The organism is Elusimicrobiota bacterium (assembly GCA_016218575.1).
Lineage (GTDB): Bacteria > Elusimicrobiota > Elusimicrobia > UBA1565 > UBA9628 > JACRDN01.
Genome location: JACRDN010000011.1, coordinates 109,752 through 127,203, shown reverse-complemented (window position 1 = coordinate 127,203; position 17,452 = coordinate 109,752). Strand labels below are relative to the sequence as shown.

General features: G+C 62.6%; 13 protein-coding genes and 1 tRNA gene. 10 read left to right on the top strand and 4 right to left on the bottom strand.

What is annotated here, in order from left to right; all coding sequences use genetic code 11:
- Window positions 1-1,298: HAMP domain-containing protein (locus HY921_03260; protein MBI5629886.1), on the bottom strand; the 1,298-nt coding region annotated here is incomplete at its 3' end.
- Window positions 1,299-1,457: 159 nt separating this feature from the next.
- Here HY921_03260 and HY921_03255 point away from each other — a divergent pair.
- Window positions 1,458-2,678, top strand: coding sequence for an MFS transporter (locus tag HY921_03255; GenBank protein ID MBI5629885.1), 1,221 nt, complete (start codon window positions 1,458-1,460; stop codon window positions 2,676-2,678).
- Between the two features lie 17 nt (window positions 2,679-2,695).
- On the opposite strand, the gene HY921_03250 is transcribed toward HY921_03255, so the two are convergent.
- On the bottom strand, window positions 2,696-4,456 hold the full coding sequence (locus tag HY921_03250) for a FecR domain-containing protein (protein MBI5629884.1): 1,761 nt from the start codon (window positions 4,454-4,456) through the stop codon (window positions 2,696-2,698).
- Window positions 4,457-4,547: 91 nt separating this feature from the next.
- A complete protein-coding gene (locus HY921_03245; GenBank protein MBI5629883.1) occupies window positions 4,548-5,957 on the bottom strand; it encodes a tetratricopeptide repeat protein in 1,410 nt (469 codons plus the stop codon).
- A gap of 90 nt (window positions 5,958-6,047) precedes the next feature.
- Between HY921_03245 and HY921_03240 the strand changes: the two genes are divergently transcribed.
- Complete coding sequence (locus tag HY921_03240) at window positions 6,048-8,270, top strand: adenylate/guanylate cyclase domain-containing protein (GenBank protein ID MBI5629882.1); 2,223 nt, start codon at window positions 6,048-6,050, stop codon at window positions 8,268-8,270.
- Window positions 8,271-8,360: 90 nt separating this feature from the next.
- Window positions 8,361-8,756: a response regulator gene (locus HY921_03235; protein ID MBI5629881.1), complete on the top strand. Its 396-nt coding sequence runs from the start codon at window positions 8,361-8,363 to the stop codon at window positions 8,754-8,756.
- Window position 8,757: 1 nt separating this feature from the next.
- On the opposite strand, the gene HY921_03230 is transcribed toward HY921_03235, so the two are convergent.
- The gene (locus HY921_03230; protein MBI5629880.1) at window positions 8,758-8,997 is read right to left on the bottom strand and encodes a hypothetical protein; all 240 of its coding nucleotides are present in this window, start codon (window positions 8,995-8,997) and stop codon (window positions 8,758-8,760) included.
- A gap of 255 nt (window positions 8,998-9,252) precedes the next feature.
- On the opposite strand from HY921_03230, the gene HY921_03225 reads away from it, so the two are divergent.
- The 7 genes from HY921_03225 to HY921_03195 all read left to right on the top strand — a co-directional run bounded on the left by HY921_03225 (window position 9,253) and on the right by HY921_03195 (window position 17,451).
- A complete protein-coding gene (locus tag HY921_03225) occupies window positions 9,253-12,906 on the top strand; it encodes a hypothetical protein (protein ID MBI5629879.1) in 3,654 nt (1,217 codons plus the stop codon).
- A 351-nt stretch (window positions 12,907-13,257) separates the two neighbouring features.
- Window positions 13,258-13,440 carry a hypothetical protein gene (locus HY921_03220; GenBank protein MBI5629878.1) on the top strand — a complete coding sequence of 61 codons (183 nt, stop codon included), beginning with the start codon at window positions 13,258-13,260 and terminating at the stop codon, window positions 13,438-13,440.
- 6 nt (window positions 13,441-13,446) lie between these two features.
- Window positions 13,447-13,517, top strand: a tRNA-Thr gene (locus tag HY921_03215).
- A gap of 11 nt (window positions 13,518-13,528) precedes the next feature.
- Window positions 13,529-15,079, top strand: a complete 1,551-nt coding sequence (locus HY921_03210; protein ID MBI5629877.1) for a hypothetical protein — start codon at window positions 13,529-13,531, stop codon at window positions 15,077-15,079.
- A gap of 58 nt (window positions 15,080-15,137) precedes the next feature.
- Window positions 15,138-15,773 carry a hypothetical protein gene (locus HY921_03205; protein ID MBI5629876.1) on the top strand — a complete coding sequence of 212 codons (636 nt, stop codon included), beginning with the start codon at window positions 15,138-15,140 and terminating at the stop codon, window positions 15,771-15,773.
- Between the two features lie 5 nt (window positions 15,774-15,778).
- The gene (locus HY921_03200; GenBank protein MBI5629875.1) at window positions 15,779-16,324 is read left to right on the top strand and encodes an SRPBCC domain-containing protein; all 546 of its coding nucleotides are present in this window, start codon (window positions 15,779-15,781) and stop codon (window positions 16,322-16,324) included.
- Window positions 16,321-17,451: a DNA recombination protein RmuC gene (locus HY921_03195; GenBank protein MBI5629874.1), complete on the top strand. Its 1,131-nt coding sequence runs from the start codon at window positions 16,321-16,323 to the stop codon at window positions 17,449-17,451. Before HY921_03200 ends, HY921_03195 begins: the two co-directional genes overlap by 4 nt.
- Window position 17,452: the final 1 nt, after the last annotated feature.

The window sequence follows — 17,452 nt, the reverse complement described above, 5'->3', positions numbered from 1 at the left end:
GTGTTGATGGTGTCCTTCAAGGCCAGAATCTCGCCTTTTACCTCCACCGTGATCTTGCGGGAGAGGTCGCCGTTGGCGACCGCCGCCGTCACCTCGGCGATGTTGCGCACCTGGGTGGTCAGGTTATTGGCCATGGAGTTGACGTTGTTGGTGAGGTCCTCCCAGATGCCGGCCACCCCTTTCACCACGGCCTGGCCGCCAAGCTTTCCCTCGGTGCCGACCTCGCGGGCGACCCGGGTGACCTCGGAGGCGAAGGCGTTCAACTGATCCACCATGGTGTTGATGGTGTCCTTCAAGGCCAATATCTCGCCCTTGACCTCCACCGTGATCTTATGGGAGAGGTCGCCGTTGGCGACCGCGGTCGTGACCTCGGCGATGTTGCGGACCTGGTTGGTGAGGTTGGAGGCCATGGAGTTGACGTTGTCGGTGAGATCCTTCCAGACCCCGGCCACGCCTTTGACCACGGCCTGTCCGCCCAAATTGCCCTCGGTGCCGACCTCGCGGGCGACCCGAGTGACCTCCGAGGCGAATGAGTTCAACTGGTCCACCATGGTGTTGATGGTGTCCTTCAGGGCTAGAATCTCTCCTTTGACCTCGACCGTGATCTTGCGTGAGAGGTCTCCCTTGGCGACCGCGGTCGTGACCTCGGCGATGTTACGGACCTGGTTGGTGAGGTTGGAGGCCATGGAGTTGACGTTGTCGGTGAGATCCTTCCAGACCCCGGCCACGCCTTTGACCACGGCCTGTCCGCCGAGCTTCCCCTCGGTTCCGACCTCGCGGGCGACCCGGGTCACCTCGGAGGCGAAGGAGGAAAGCTGTCCCACCATGGTGTTAACGGTGTTGGCGATTTGCAGGAAGGCGCCCTTGACCGGGCGGCCCTCGATCTCGAGAGGCATGGTTTGCGAGAGATCCCCCTTGGCCACGGCTCCGATCACGCGGGCGACCTCCGTGGTAGGCTGGACCAAGTCGCCGATGAGTGAGTTGACGGAGTCCACGCAGGTCGCCCAGGAGCCGGTGATGGGGCCCAAGGAGGCGCGCTGGGCGAGCTTGCCTTCCTTGCCCACCACGCGGCTGATGCGCTCGAGCTCCTGCGCCATTTTTTGGTTCATTTCCGCGATGTCGTTGAAGATTTCCGCGATGTCCGCGCAGATCCCTCCGCGCGCTCTGGGCAGGCGCGCCGAGAAATTCCCCTTGCGCACGGTTTTGAGGGCGTGCAGAAGCTCGGCGGTTTCCTCCGGTCCGAGGCCGTCCGAGCCGTTGTGGGAGAGCACGGCTGGAGAGATCTGAATTTTTCTCATTGCGCTTAGGATAGGGCTGGGAATGCGGCGAATCAAGGCAGCTCGGGTCACTGCATGTCACCGCGGAGGCAACGGATGTCGCGCGCTCCGCGCGTCAATCCGTTTGCATTTGAGATGCCCCCTGGGTACAATTCCTATTGTGTAGTACAGTAAAAATTCATGAGAACTGGCGATAAAGGCGGAGTCCGGGCCGCGATCCTCTTGGCGGCTCTCGGCTATTTTGTCGACATCTACGACCTCATCCTCTTCAGCATCGTCCGAGTCAAGAGCCTCAAGGGCATCGGGGTTCCCGAGGAGGCCCTGCTTTCCAACGGAGTGCTTCTTCTCAACATGCAGATGACGGGCATGCTCCTGGGCGGCATTCTGTGGGGGATACTGGGGGACAAGAAAGGGCGGTTATCGGTCCTCTTTGGATCGATTTTTCTTTATTCCGCCGCCAATATCGCCAACGGGTTCGTGGGCTCGCTCTCGGCCTATGCCTGGCTGAGGTTCCTGGCCGGGATCGGCCTTGCCGGAGAGCTGGGGGCCGGGATCACCTTGGTGAGCGAGATCATGAGCAAGGAATCCCGCGGCTACGGCACCATGGTCGTGGCCGGGGTGGGGATATTGGGCGGAGTCGCGGCCGGGCTCGTGGGCGACTATTTCGACTGGCGTACGGCCTACTTCGTTGGGGGAGGCATGGGCCTTCTCCTTCTTCTGCTCAGGATCGGGGTGTATGAATCGGGGCTCTTCACCCAGATCAAGGACTCCCGGGTCAAGAAGGGGGATTTCAGGACCCTCCTGGGCGACTCGGAGCGGGCCCTGCGCTACCTCTGCTGCATCCTGATCGGGGTGCCGATCTGGTTCGTGATCGGGATCCTCGTCACCTTCTCGCCGGAGTTCGGCAAGGCCCTGGGTATGGCGGCTTTGCCCAACCCGGCGCGAGCCGTGATGTTCCTCTACCTCGGCTGCGCCTTGGGGGATTTCTTGAGCTGCGCCCTCAGCCAATATCTAAGGTCGCGCAAGAGAGCCATTTTCGGGTTCCTGGCCGCGACCGGCCTTCTCATGGCCGCGTATTTGCTGGTTCCCGGCCTGCCCTTGGGCTCTTTTTACGCCCTCTGCCTGGCCTTGGGCCTTGGCACCGGCTACTGGGCGGTTTTCGTGACCACGGCCTCGGAACAATTCGGAACCAACATCCGGGCCACGGTCACGACCACGGTGCCGAATTTCGTGCGGGGTTCTTTGGTGCTTCTGAACTTTTCCTTCCAGGCCGCCAAGGGCGCCTGGGGGATTATCGTCGGCGCCCAAGCGGTGGGAGCCGCGAGCCTTCTCATCGCCTTCCTGGCCCTGTCCCGCCTCGAGGAATCCTACGGAAAGGATCTCGACTACTGCGAAGAGTAGTCGAGGTCCCCGAGCCCCTATTTCGCCGTGAGTGTGCCGGATGCGATGCCGGTCGCCTTGGTCGTTTTGGCGACGTCGGTGTAGTTGAGTGTCAATTGCGCGGTCTGGGCCGTGGCCTCCGCGGAATTGTATAGCCCGATGTGGGAGCCGTTGAATTTTGCGTTGTCTATCATGCCGTTGGCGCTGTCCATGAAGGTTTCCGCGTAGGTGGTCATGCTGTCGATGATGCCCCCCGCGGCGTAGCTCCCGGCGGCGATGTGGGTCATGTCCGAGATCGCGCCCGAGAGGGTGATGTTGGAGCCCGAGCCCCCGATGATTTGGTTGGTGAAATCCACGACCACGGTGAAGGCGATCCCTCCGCTTGACATGTTGGTGCAGGAGGGCGCGTCGCTGCAGGAGATGTAGGACCCCGAGCCGTTATAAATTCCCGTTCCCGTGGGAAGATTGGTCCGGATCTCGTCCCAGGTGGCCGCTCCGGCCGTGATCCCGGTCAAGGTCCTGGTGGCGTCCTGGGAGTAGGACGCGGTCCAGGAGGGGTCTATATACATGTTGTTGTACATGTCTCCCTGATAGACGGCGGGGCCCATCATCCCGTAATCGGCGCGGCCGTAGTCTATAGGTCCCGAGTAATCGTACACCGGCATGCCGCCGGGGCCGGGCATGGGCTGCTGGGGCATATTGCCAGCCTGGGCGTTCATGTCGGGTCTGGGCTGGTCCGGCTTGGGCTGGTTGGGATCGCCGCGCATGGGGCGAAAGCCGGGATAGCCGCCCGGGCCGGGATCGTTGCCGGGCTCTCCCGGCTTGTGGGGACCTTCCGCCATGTCCCCGAGCTGGCGCGGGCCTTCCTGCCTATTGTCGCCCGGCTGGCGGGGTCCTGCCTGCTCGTCTCCCGGTTGGTCGGGCCCTTCCGGGTCGCCCGGTTGGCGCATCCCGGGCTGGCCCTCCCGCCCTGGGCGATGCATTGCCCGCTGGCCCTGTTCTCCCTCGGCGCGCTGCTCTCCCGGCCTGGGTCCGTAGGCTCCCTCCGGCCGGGGTCCTTCCTTGTCTCCGGGCCTGAAGGCGAGGCCGACCTCGCGCATCTGGTTCATGAAATTCTGCACGGCACCGGGCGGCATCGGCGCCACGAAGCCGGCTCCCATCTCGGCGCCCCCTCCGGAAGGAATGAAGGCCTGGGGGGGAGGGGGCATGGCCGGCCCGCCGGGAATCTGTCCCTGTATGTCCCGGGGCATGTCGGGGGCGAGTTGGATCGCGCCGTGGGGCACGGCGATGCGCGCCCTCATGGATTCCCCGATTCCTCCCGGAATGGCGGCTCCGGGTATGATTTGGCCGACCACTATGGTCCCGCGGATGCCGATGGTTCCCACGGGAAGCTTGATCTGGACGTTGCTGGGCTTCTTGCGGGCGATCTTGCCGCTCACGAAGCGGAAGGCGCCCTTGGTGATCCGGGCCGTGACCTTCCCGGCGTCGGTAACGGGGTCGTAGACGAACTCATCCAAGACCATGTCGCTGTTGGGGCCCAAGGTGAACACGGTCTCGTCCAGGAGCATGACTTGGAGGCGCCCCTGGGCGTCCGTGGTCACGTGGTCGTTTTGATAAAGGGGTCTTCCGCTTTGGACGATGCGCCCCACCGATTGCCCGGGAGCCGTGGCTTGAACCAGGCCGTGGACGGCCGCGGCCACGCCGATGCGGCCGGGAGAAGCGGCTGCCGGAATTTGCGCCACGGCCGGGGAAACGCCCAAGGTCAGAGACAGAGCGGCGGCGATGAGGCGGCTATTCATGAATCCTCCATAAACCCTTTCGGGCTTATTACGCAAGTATAGCCGTGGTGATGCCGCCGCGCAAGACCCAAAAGTTGTGATCTAGAGCACGTCAGAAGCCCACGTCCCACCGGTAGGTGAGCAAGGTCGAGATCTTCTGGTTGATGTAGGCGTAGTTGCGCAGGTTGGACCGGGTGGAGTCGTAGTATTCGTAGCTCACCGTCCAGAGCAGGCTCTCGAGCTTGGGATGCAGCTGGCCGAGCGAGGCGCCCGCGGTGACGTCGAGCTTCACGGTCTTGTCGATGCGCTTGAGGGTGCTCACGCTGGGGTCGTTTTGCAGGTATTGATCGTAATTGTAGGTCGCGCTGGGAATAAGGAACAGCCCCTTGCCCAGGAACAGGGCGTTTCCGACCGTCACCGAATCTCGGTTGTAGGCGTTGTAGCGGCGCGAGGCGTGCTTGACGCTGCGGTTGTAGTTGAAGCTCAGGCGCATGGAGCCGGTGGCCTGCCACTCCGCCCCGGCCGTGGCGTCGAACTGGATGCCGTTTCTCTCGGGAGCCGTGGGGACGTCGGCGGTGCGGGCGAAGTCCTGGTAGACGTCCTTGGCCTCCACGAAGAAGCTCGAGCGCGGGCTGGGCTTGTAGAGGGCGCGCAGGCCCCCGCCGCGGTTGCGCAGGTAGGTGGTCTGGGCCAGGAGCACCAGATCGTAGGAGAGGCTCGGGGTCAGCTCCCAGCTGCGCGCTTTCCAAACCCCGCCCGCCTGGGCGGAGTGGGCCTGTAGGTTGAGGCTCTTGACCGCTGTTTGGTCGGCCCGGTAATAGGTGTAGCTCGCGAAAAGTTGGTCGCCGGAGTTTCTTGCCAAGTCCCGGCGCAGCTCGAGGTTGCCTATGAATATCTTGCTCACGTCCGCGCGCTTGAGGGAGGTTCCGGTTAAGGTGATCGGGACGTCGGTGAGGAGCCTCTGTCCGGAGGAGGAGGCAGAGTTGCGGTTGGTGTCGTACTGGACGCCGGCGCTTACGCGGCCGGAGAGCACGGTGCGCTTGTAGGACTTCTCGACCGCCGTTAAGTATTTGTCGGTTTCCCGGCGCAGATTTTCCGGAAGGTCGGCCACGCCCTTGAGGGCGTTGAGCTCCCGCTCGGCCTCGACCATGTCCTGAAGGCGGAAGAGGACGATCGCGTAGACCAGGCGCACCTTGGAGAGGTTCGGGTCTATCAGCAGGATGCGCTCCAAAGTCGCCGAGGCGCCCTTGAGATTCCCCTGCCGGACCTGGGTCCGGGCATAGCGGTAGTTCAAATCCAAATTATCGGGGTCGGCCAGCACCTCATCGTAGGAGACGTCCTTCTCGCCCTCCAGGATCTTGCGGCGCTGGGCTTCCTCGCCGATATTGGTGATCTTGGATTGAATATCGATCTCGCTGCCGGGCTTGCGTATCTCTTGCTCGTAGTTCTGCGCCTGGAGGGATGCCGCCAAGCCCAGCAGTGCCAAGGGAATTGCCGTAAGTCTGAGTTTAAATCGTTTCATATGATTGTCGCGGGAAGTTCATCTTGGCACAATAGCCCCGGGAAAGTCAACAGCTTGATTATTCCGGGCAAATCACGGAAAATCCAGTTGATGGCGCGCGCGCTCTGGAGGCGGGGGGCCCAGCTCTTGATTCCCCTGGCCCTCCTCTTCCTGGTGGTCTGGCTCAAGCTGAGCCCCTGGGCTTGGGTGGAGACCTTCCAGCATAAGGCCTTCGACATGTTCCAAGTCCTGCGCCCCCGCCCCTACGAGGCGGCCCCTGTGCGCATCCTCGACATAGATGACGAGACCCTCTCCCGTCTCGGCCAGTGGCCTTGGCCGAGAAGCCAGGTGGCCCGCGTCATAGATAGATTGGACGAGCTGGGCGCCGCGGTCACGGCTTTCGACATCGTTTTTTCCGAGCCAGACCGTACTTCTCCGGCGGAGGTTGCCTCGCTTTGGCCCCATACCAGGGAGCTGGAAGCGGTTAAGGCCAAGCTCAAGACCCTGCCCGACCATGACGCCCTCCTGGCCCAGGCCATAGGCCGAAGCCGGGTCGTGACTGGCTTTGTCTTGACCGGCCAGAAGAATGGTGCGGCACCCGTCGTGAAAGCTTCATTCTCCTACGCCGGGGACAATCCCATGGCCTACGTGGACGCCTACGAGGGCGCGGTCGCCAATCTCCCGATTTTGGAAAAACGCGCCGCGGGAAACGGCAATTTCGGGTTCCTCCCCGAATCGGACGGCATCATCCGCAGGCCCCCTCTCCTCTTCGGCTTGGGGAAATCCCTTTATCCCTCGCTCGCCGCCGAGGCCCTGCGCGTGGCCCAAGGGGGCGCGGGCTACGCCGTCAAATCCTCCGGGGCGAGCGGCGAGTCGAGCTTCGGCCAGCACACTGGGATCAGCCGGATCAAGATCGGGGCCTATAAGATCCCCACGGACGCCAAGGGCCGCTTCTGGGTGTACTACACCTTGCCGCCTCCCGAGCGCACCATTGCCCTGTGGCGGATATTCAATAAAAATTTCGACCCCGAGCAGTTGGCCGGCTGCATTATCTTCCTGGGAACCTCCGCCTCTGGGCTCAAGGACTTGCGCGTGACACCCCTCAGCCCCGCCGCCCCCGGGGTCGAGGTCCACGCCAACGTGGTTGAGCAGGTCCTCTTGGGGCGCTTTCTCCAGCGCCCGGATTGGGCCCCGGGCGCGGAGCTTCTCTACATGCTGGTGATGGGCCTAGCTTTGATCCTGCTCCTTCCTCTCTGCGGGGCGCTTTCCAGCGTGAGCTTGACCGTGGCGGGGCTGACCGGAGCTTTGGCCTTTTCCTGGCATGCCTTCTCCTCCTGGATGTACCTGGTGGATCCGGTATTCCCCTGCTTGACCGTGCTTCTCATCTATATGTCTTCTTCCTTAATAGGCTACTTGAAGACCGAGGCGGAGCGGCGCCAGATCAAGGGGGCCTTCAGCCGCTATATGTCCCCGGCCCTGATCGAGGAGCTGGCCAAGAACCCCGACAAGCTCAAGCTGGGTGGGGAACTGCGCGACATGACCTTGCTTTTTTGCGACATACGGGGATTTACCACCATTTCGGAAAAGCTCGACCCGCAGGGTTTGACTCACCTCATCAACGCTTTCTTCACCCCCATGACGGAAATCATACTGGAGAGAAAGGGCACCATAGACAAGTACATCGGCGACTGCATCATGGCTTTCTGGAACGCCCCCCTGGACGATCCCGAGCACGCCCGGCACGCCTGTCAGGCGGCGCTCGCGATGCAGGACAAGCTGGCCGAACTCAATACCGAGTGGGAGGCGGCGAGCAAGGCCGAGGGACGGCCTTTTATTCCCGTTCAGATAGGTCTTGGACTCAATACCGGCGCCTGCTGCGTGGGGAACATGGGCTCTGACCAGCGCTTCGACTATTCAGCCCTGGGCGATGAGGTGAATCTGGCCTCGCGCCTCGAGGGCCAATCCAAGAATTATGGGGTTGGCATCGTCATAGGCCCCAATACCCGCGAGCGGGTTCCGGACTATGCGGTCTTGGAGCTGGACCTTATCCGTGTGAAGGGGAAAAGCGTGCCCGTGCGCATCTACGCTCTCCTGGGCGACGACTCCATGGCCCGCCAGGAGGAGTTCTCGGCCTGGCAGAAGCGCCACGACGAGATGCTCGCCGCCTACCGCTCCCGGCAGTGGCAAAAGGCCCGGGCCCTTCTGTCCATATGTCGCTCCCGGCCCTGGTCGTTTCCGACGCTTTACGATCTCTACGAGGAGCGCCTCAAGGCCTTCGAGGCCGTTCCCCCCGGCCCGGATTGGGACGGCACCTTCACGGCCCTTAGTAAATGAATGAATTCGGTGACAGTTACTTAATTCCCCCGAAAGAATTAAGTAACTGTCACCGAATTCCTAAATTCAATTGTATACTATAAGCGCTTTATGTCCTTGCTAGACCCCAAGACCAAGACCGTGCTCATCGTGGACGACGACGAATCCATGCTGAACCTGCTCGAGATCATGATCCGGCGGGACGGCTTCAAGATAGACCTGGCCGCGACCGGTGAAAAGGCCTTGGAAAAGCTCAAGTCCTCTCCCGACGCCTTGGTCTTGGACCTGATGCTGCCCGGGATCACGGGTTTTGAGGTCATCAGCCACCTGAGCCGCACGCCCGCTCCTCCCCCGGTCATTGTCGTGACCGCCTACGCCCATACCAAGGAAGTCCAGGACATGAGAAAGCAGGTGCATGTCGAGGAGTTTCTGGTCAAGCCCATCAGCCAGAAGAAGCTCCTGTCCATCCTGCATCGGGTGCTCAAGACCCAGCCACCTCAGAAGTAGCTTACCGCCAGTGAAGTTGGTCGGCCGAGGCCGTTTTCCAGCCGTCGGCGTGGGCGAGGGGGCTCCCGTCATCCTTTCTGCGCGAGCCGCAGTCGGCCGCGGTGATGCTGCGGTGGGGCATGACGCGGACGCTGAAGCCTAGGCTGGCGAAGCGATAGACATGCTGCCGTGGCCCCGCGCAGGCGGTTAGGGCCAAACCTGCCGCAAGAAGACAGGAGAGGTTCGGCCAGGATTTTTCCATCTCTCTTAGTGTAAGCCCAGACTTCCCTCGGGGCAGGGGCCATAAGGCCCGTCTTCCTTACGCCAGAGGGCCTAGGTCTCGGTAGGACTATTGGCCCCATAACTTTAAACTTCTAAAAGCCTGGCACCGGACAGAGGTCCCATAAAACTGTAGGCCAAAATTGGGAACGCGAAAGGTCCCTAGGGCCCATGGGCTTTCTCCGCATTATTCCTACTATGGTCCCATGGTCTGTAATTTACGCACCGGAGGCGAATTATGAAACAGTGGTTGAACCGTTTCCTGGCCACTGCCGTCGCCGCCGCTGTCGTGATGGTCTCCCCCGGACTGGGATGCTATCAGGCAATGGCGGGCGGTAATGTCAGGGGACAGGGCAAAGTCGTCAACCTCGGAGCCGTGCGACCCGGAGTCGTTACCGGGAACCGCGGCAACGCGGGTGTCAACATTATCGGAGCCAATGCCATGCAGTTGGACACGCAGGCTGGCCCTACAGCTCCCAATGCGACCCCTTCCTTAAGGGTCATTAACGGGGGCCGCGCCGAGACGAGCGCTCCCGATACTCGGCAGGATGCTCGAACGAGAGCCAATCTCTCCTTAGTAAGGACTGAGAGAGTTCAGAGGACCTCGGCCGGCATGAGCGGATTCGCTCCTCAGGCGCAGGCTCGGGTTCAGGCCGCGGCGGATGCCATGGCGACCCAAGAACTCGCGACCGAGACGCTCCAGCAGGGCTCGGTTGAAGCGGCGGTCGGGCAGGGCCAGAAGCAGTGGGACCTGAAAACCGTCCGCTCCGGACAGGCTGACGATGCCACTGTCGTGAACGCCGGCAAAGGCTCTTCCTCCAGATCGGGATTGCTGGGCTACAGAGGCCGGGCGGCCGGTCGCAGAGGGATGATTGACTTCGGCGGTTTCGATGGATTCGGCGGAGGCTCCAACGGTCGCCAAAGCCCGCAGAGCCTGGGTCTTATCCTCGGCCTAACGCTGGCCGGGCTCGGAATCGCATCCATCGTGAGCGGAGCGATCACCATCGGCGTCGGTTTGATCTTGTCGGGGCTGATCGGCGGTTCTATCGTTCATAGCAGGAATATCAACGTGCTGGGTCTCTCTCCGGACAGCGCGGACGACGTTCCCCAAAACACAAGCACCTTGAAGTTGGTCGGAGTGGTCGGCGCCGGCGTGGCCGCCGCGGGTTACCTGATCCTCGGCTCGGCCGCCGCTCCCGCCGCGGCCGTGACCTTGATGCAGTTTGGGGTCCTGCCCATCGTCATGGGCGCCTTGGCGTATTATTCCACGCAGAACTCCAAGGTCGGCGCCGCGGTCGCGGTGGTTTCCTTCGCGGCCCTGAGCGCCCTCAGCGTCGCCGGCATGGCGACGGCCGTGGCCTTCGCGGCCCAGGCCCTCACCTTGGGCATCGCCACCGTCTCCACCGAGCTCTTCACCCAGGGCTTCGAGAGAAAGGACATGGCGCGCCGGTTCGTCGCCGTCTTCGCCTTGGCTCTCACCGGGATCGCGGCTTTCGCGGCTCCCGCGACCTTGGCGGCGTCCTATCCTCTGGCCGTTCCCATGGTTCTTTCCGTGCTGGCGGGCTATCACGCCGCCAAGTACAATCATGTGATCGGCGGAGTCGCGGCCGGAGCCATGGTGTCTTGGCTCTGGTACGTGGCCGGATCCGTGTTCGGCCCTGCGGCGCCCCTGCAGGCCATCTTCCTCATGGCGGCCAGCACCTTCTCGGCCGCTCTTCTCATGAACGGCTCGGACAAGGGGCAGCTTGAGTCCTGGCTGGGCTACGTTGGAATGGCCGGCGCCGTGGCCGGGACCGTGTTCCTGGCCGTGAGTGGTCCTACCGCCTTGGGAGCGTCCTTGTTCCTGCCCTGGCTCATCTCCCTGGCCCTGGGGCATTTCAATGCCGACACCCCTCAACTGGCGCCCGTCTACGGCGTGAGCATAGCGCTCGTCAACATCGCGCAGGTGGCCGGCGTCTCGTCCATGCCTCTGCTTTGGCTGTCGGCCGCCGCGGCCTTGTACAGCCGCATGCACTTCCGGGGCGAGATCGGCACGAGCCATGACGTCATCAACAGGGAGACCCTCGCGGGCGCGTCCCTCGCGGTCCTCGGCGTCGTGACCTTGGCCATCGGCAGCGGCGCCGTCATGACGGTGGGCACCGCCGGCGCGGCCGCCTACCTCATCCCCACGGTCATCGCGACCTTGGCCAGCTACGCCGTCAGCAAGTTCGCCCATGAGCGCAAGGCCTCGGACCGCAAGGCCTTGTCCATGACCTTGGCCGCCGGCCTAGCCGTGGGCCTGGTCGGAACGGTCCTGGCCGCCACCGCCAACCTGCCGCTCCTCATCATTCCGACGGCGGCTTACGCGGCGCACATGTACGTCAAAGCTCAGAAAGAGCAGGGAGTCTCCGACTCACTCATCAATAACGTCGTCTCCATCGGCGGCATCTTGGCCGCGGTGGCTTCCTTGTACGTTCCCGTCCCGCTGTTGTCGAGTCTCGCCATCGGCGTCGTCCTCGGCTCCATCGCCGGGGTCAACAAAGACGCGAGCGGCAGAGTCGCCATCGCCGTCGCGGCCCTGGCGGTCCTGCCGGTCTTGGGCGTGCCTGCCGCGGTGGTGACCAGCCTCAACGTCACCGCGCTTGCCTCCCTGTCCGTGGCCGAGTTGCCCGAGGGCATCAAGGAGAAGTACGGGCGCAATATCGGCATGGCCGGAATCGCCATGGCCTTCGCCTTGGCCACCGGCATCGGCGCGCCTCTGGCGATCAAGCTCGCCCCGGTGATACTGGGCGCCATGTTCGGCCTGTCCTCGGAGGGCAAGCTGACCGTGGCCGGAGCCTTGGCCGCCGTGGCCGGCGTGGCCTTGGTCGGTCTTCCGATCGGCGCGGCCGCCCACACCCTCAGGTACGCGGCCTTCGCCATGGCCTTGGGGACTCATATCCTGATGCGCGACATCAAGAGCGTCAACCTCAGGGATATGTACACCGGGACCATCGGCATGGTCTTGACCGGAGCCGCGGTCGCGGCGATGTCCACCGGAGGAGCCGTGGCGGCGATCCTTGCGATCTCCGTGGGCTTCCTCTTCGGCGCCGCCGCTCGGCCGGTGCATGAGATGCTCAACGCCAAAGTCCGGTTCAGCAAGGCCGACGTCATCGGCCTGGCCGTGGCCGGCGTGGCCGCCGCCATCGCGACGCCCGTCGGAGCGGCCGTTGCCGCATCCATCCCGACCCTGATCACGATGGCCGCGCTGTCCGCCGCCTACGTGTCCCGGGGCTTGGCGGGCTACATCCCGAACCCGGACCATCGCAGCAAGCTCATGGGCGTTCTCGGAGCGGCCGGAATCATGGCGACCGTGGTGGGAGCTTACTTCCTCGCGGTCCCGACGGCCTTCTGGGGCGCTGTGTGGGCCCCCGTGGCCATGGGAGCTCTCCTGGGCTTGGCCATCGGCCAGCCTTTCATGGCCGGTATGGTGAGCACGGCCGTCGCGACGGTGTTCCACGCGACGGGCCTTACCGCCAACCCTCAAGACCCGATGAGCCAGCCCGCGGTGGCCACCGTCCTCAGCGCGGCCCTCTCGGGAGGCCTGTACCGGAAGTCCATTGATCGCTCGCGCTTCATGAAAGCGGCGATGACCGGCATCGCGGGAATCGTCGGCGCCGTGGCGGTTTCTTCCGCCTACCCCGCGCTGGCCCACGTCATCCTGGCCTCTTCGGTGGGCTTGATCCTCGGCATGTTCACCCCGCACTACCTCATCGCGGGAATTGGAACGCTGCTTGCTTACACGTTCCTCATGCCTGGATTCGGTCTGGGGTATAGGGCGGCGGTCCTTCTCGCGTCGGCGGCGTTCGCCTACTTCGCGGGAAAGAGCGGTAAGGATGCCCAAGGAATGGTCGACGACTTGGCCAAACAGTAAGGTTCCTTACTTATAATTAGCACAGGCGGGGCCCGTGAGGGCCCCGCCTCTTTTTTCGCCAATCGGCGGCCGGGCAATTTCTTGAAACTGCTATATTTGGACGACCGTTAGTTTTAAGGAGGTATGACTATGCGCGTTATGATCGTCTGTTTTTTTAGTTTGTGTCTTTGCCTGGGGCAGGCCCGGGCCGAGGAGGGCTTGAAGGCGGGGCGATTCTTTCTTAAAAAAGCGCCCCCAATTTGCCGGCGGGCGGCATTCTGATCGCGGGAGAGCTGGCGGAAGTGCCGGGGGGGGGGGGGCGGGCCGATTTTTGAGGAGAAGTCCTTCAAGATCGTCGCCCTGGAGTGCCCCGTGTACTACGGGGCCGACTGCGCCAATAAGGCGGCGAAAAAGGATTCCTTGGAGCGGGAGTATTTCAAGAGGGAATCCGCCAGCCAGGCGCCTTACTTCACCGTTCCGGAGTTCGGCCCGAGCGGGGCGGTCTTCAAGGATCGCAGCCAAAGCGTCTACGAGCTGCAGTATTTTGTAAAATAACGCGTCGCCCCCGTAGCTCAGTGGTAGAGCAGCAGTTTTGTAAACTGCCTACCTCGGTTCGATTCCGGGCGGGGGCTATCCTTCCCTAATGAGGCGCTTTTCCGGCTTTTTCCTTCTCTCTTTGGGCTGCGCCTACTTGGCCGCCTTGATGCTCTGGCGCCTGGAGTCTTTCCCGGGCCTGCACATGGACGAGGCCTGGATCGGCATCCTCGCCGCGAACTTCCTCGAGCGCGGCGTCTACACCTTGCACGGCATGAATGGCTACACGGGCTCCCTTTATGCCTGGATCCTTTCCAAGGCTTTCGCGGGGCTCGGGGTGAGCGTGTTTGCCTTGAGGCTTCCCGGGGCTTTCCTCAACGCGGCCGCGGCCTGTATCCTGGTCGCTCATTTGGCGCGGCGCCTGGGCCGGGCGGAGGCATGGGCGGTTGTCTATCTCATGGCCAATCTCGGAATTTTCGCGCTCAAGTCCCGCGTGGCCTGGGAGGTCTACGCCCTGCAGAACTTCCTGCTTGCCGTATTGCTCGTCCTGCTTCGGGAGTTCATCGAAGAGAAAAGATTTTCTCCGACCGCGGTGGCTTTATTCCTGGCCGCCGCGGCCCTCGGGGTGTTCAACCACTTCATTTTCGCCTCCGTTCCCCTATCCTTGGCCGTCGCCGCCTCGGCCCTGGCTCTCGAGGGCCAGGGCTGGAAGCTCGCGGTTTTATGCGCCATAGCTGCGATCGCTTCGGCCTTCATTTGCGCCCTGAAGCCTTTGATTTCGGACCCGCTTTGGTCCGCGCATCGCGCGGGCTTGGCGGCGGCGCTTTTAGCGACTCCATTGGCCGCGGCGATCCTCTTTCAAAAATTTTCTTTGGAAATGGAAGATAGGATAAAGAGATTCACTAAAACGGAACACTTCCAAGCCCGACGGCTTGCGCTGATTAAAGGAATATTGGCCATCGGGCTTTTCTGCTTTACGGCGTGGCATCTCATCCCTTTCATCGCCATTTGGTCCAACACGGCGATTTTCAAGCGTCTCTCTTCCTGGGAGGAGCCATGGCTCTTGGCGGCCGCCTCTTGGGCCTGGGCCGCGGGCTTGTTGTGGCTCGTCGTCTCGGGGGCTCTCGGGGCCCTCGATAACGGCACGGAGAGCTCTCCTTACCGGCGCTTTTTACAGATATGGCCCTTGGCTTACGCTTCTCTATTCATCCTCTTTCGCGACACGAGCTCGATCCGCTATTACATCATTCCCTCATTTCTGGCCATGACCGGGGCCGCCGCCGCCATTCCGGCGTTCCTGAAAGGCCGCGGCCGCCGTTGGCTTGCTCCCGGCTTGGCCCTGGGCGCGGCGTTCCAAGGCTTGTTCTGGAGGGAGATCGGGTCTCCTCATGCGCGCCCGCCGCTCAGCTTCAGGCTGGGTTGGCATGGGGAAAGTTCCGCTGATTTTCTGCCCAAGGACGGGGTCGCCGAGGCCATGGCGCGCGACCGGGTGTGCCGGATCGCGGTGGACAAGCATCCCGTGGACCTGCCGCTTTTTTTCCTGCTCAAGGCCCGGCGCTACGAATGCGACGAGTCCAAGACCATAGCCGCCGGGATTTGCCCGGACTGCGCCTCTCCTCCCTACTTGCGGTGGAAAATAACGGTGTCAGGCATCAACTGATTCGGGAGTTTCTGTAGACAAGAGGCTTCCAGCCTGTTATACTCAGGTTTTAGAGCTTATGAAAAAGTTTTTTCTGGGGGCGCTGGCCTGCGCGATTTTCTCGTCCTGCGGCCCGCCCAAGTACGCGGCCTACGTTTCCGTCGACAGCGACTGGCGGGGCTCCGTGCCGTGGGGCTGGCATGTGATGACGGACCGCGAAGCGACCCACTATGCCCAAACCAACTTCATCGGTCCCTTCGAGCCCGACTTTTACCTGGGAGTCCCGAGCTTCAGCGTGCGCTGGTACAATTACTCCTACCCCCGTCGGCTTCCCGACGGGCTTCTAGAGATGTACTCGAGCGCCGATGATTTCATCCAGCAAACCTTGAGCTACGTCTACGGCCCAAAGTATGAAATGCCCCAGCCGGTTCATGAGATCACGGCTGGGGGGCGCAAGGCCAAGCATTTCGTGGTGCTTTCCCCCATTCCTGTTCCCTCGTCTACCCGCTGGGGGACTTCGAGCAGCGCACAGACGGGAGAAACGGTCAATTTCCGGCAGCACGCCTACGTCGTGGTTCCCCTCAAAAGAGGGTTCTACGTCCTGGTTTATCCCGCCACGCGGGACGGCTACAAGCTCTACGAGCCTCAGTTCAACCAACTGGTCAATACCTTCTCTCCGGTTCTGGAGGGGCCCGCCGGGCCCAAGGCGGAGTAGCGGCCATGCCTAGGACGAGGGACTTGCGCTATTTGATCCGGATCAAGGCCGGACCCCAGCAGATCTACCGGGCGCTGACCTCGGCGACCGAGCTCTGCCGCTGGTGGCTGGAGGGGGCGGAGACCGATGCCACTAACCTGGGTCGGCTGCGTATGGTTTGGCCTAAAATCCGCGGCGAGCACGGCGGCATCTTCCCGCCCTACGTCGCCGTGGGCGAGAGCGAGGGCTGCTTCGTGGACTTGGAGCCCGGCCGCAAGGTGGCTTGGATGTGGAAATTGCACCGCAAGGCGAAAATCATCCCTCCCCTGACGAGCTTCTTCATCCGCCCCCTGCGGGACGGCTGCGAGGTCACCTTGCTTCACGCCGGCTTTTCCGCGACCCCGGGAAACGACAAGTACTTCCTGGGCTGCGCCCAGGGCTGGGAGGATTGCCTGGCCAAGCTCAAGCTCTACCTTGAGACCGGCCAGGCCTGCAAGAGCAAGGTCCTCACCTTCGCCGCCCTCAAGGCGTCGCTGAGGAAGCCTCGGCCTCGCGAGGCCGCGCTGGCGTGAGCCAGCTTTTTTTCTTCATCCTGGCGGCCTTGGCCGGGGGCGCCGTTTCGGCCGCGGTCTTTTACCTGGTTTTCTTTTCCCTACGCAAGAACGAGGAGGCCGAAAGGCTGCGCCTCAAGGATGATTTGAAGGGACTTTTGGAGCTGGCCGGCCAGAAATTCGAGACCGAGAGGGTGCGCCACGAGGCGCAGCTCGATGAGAAGCGCAAATCGGTGGAAACGGCCGTGGCCCAGCTTTCCCAGCGCCTCAGGGATTACGAGGTTCTGGTGAGAAGCTTCGAGTCGGAGCGCCAGGAGAAATACGGCTCCCTCGAGAAAAGCCTGCGCGACGCATCGGAAACCACCGGGAAGCTCGCCGCCACGACGGAGGGCCTGAGGGCCTTGCTCGACAATTCGCGGGCCCGCGGGCAGTGGGGAGAGCGCATGGCCGATGACATCCTGCGCGCATGCGGGCTCCAGGAGAACGTCCAATACTTGAAGAACCGCTCCCAGGACACGGTGGGGACGCGCCCCGATTTCACCTTCCTCCTGCCGGATCGGCACAAATTTCACATGGACGTGAAGTTCCCCTTGGACAATTACCTGCGCCTGGTCAACGCCGCCGCCACTGAGGAGAAAGAGCGGCACAAGGCCGACTTTCTCAAGGACGTGAAGGCCCGGATCAAGGAAATACAGCGCCGGGACTATATCAATCCCGGCGAGCAGACCTTGGACTATGTGCTCCTATTTATTCCCAACGAGCAGGTTTACGGCTTCATCCACGAGGCCTGTCCCGGCTTGATTGACGAGGCCTTGGCCCAGAAGGTGGTGCTGTGCTCTCCCTTCACGCTTTATGCCGTGATCTCCGTGGTGCGCCAAGCCTTCGAGAATTTCCACTTCACCCAGGCCACCCAGGAGGTGATCAAGCTGATCTCCGCCTTCTCCGCGGCCTATCAGAAATTCCGCGAGAGGTTCTCCGACCTGGGAGAGAGGCTCGGCAAGGCCCAGGACCTTTACCATGACATCAGCGAAACAAGCTTCCGGCGCCTGGAAGCCTCCATCCAGAAGATAGAGAAGGTCCGCCGCGGGGAGTCAGCGGCGCTGGAGGATTCCTCCTCCAGCACGGCGGAGGTTCCTGTTAAGGAGTAGT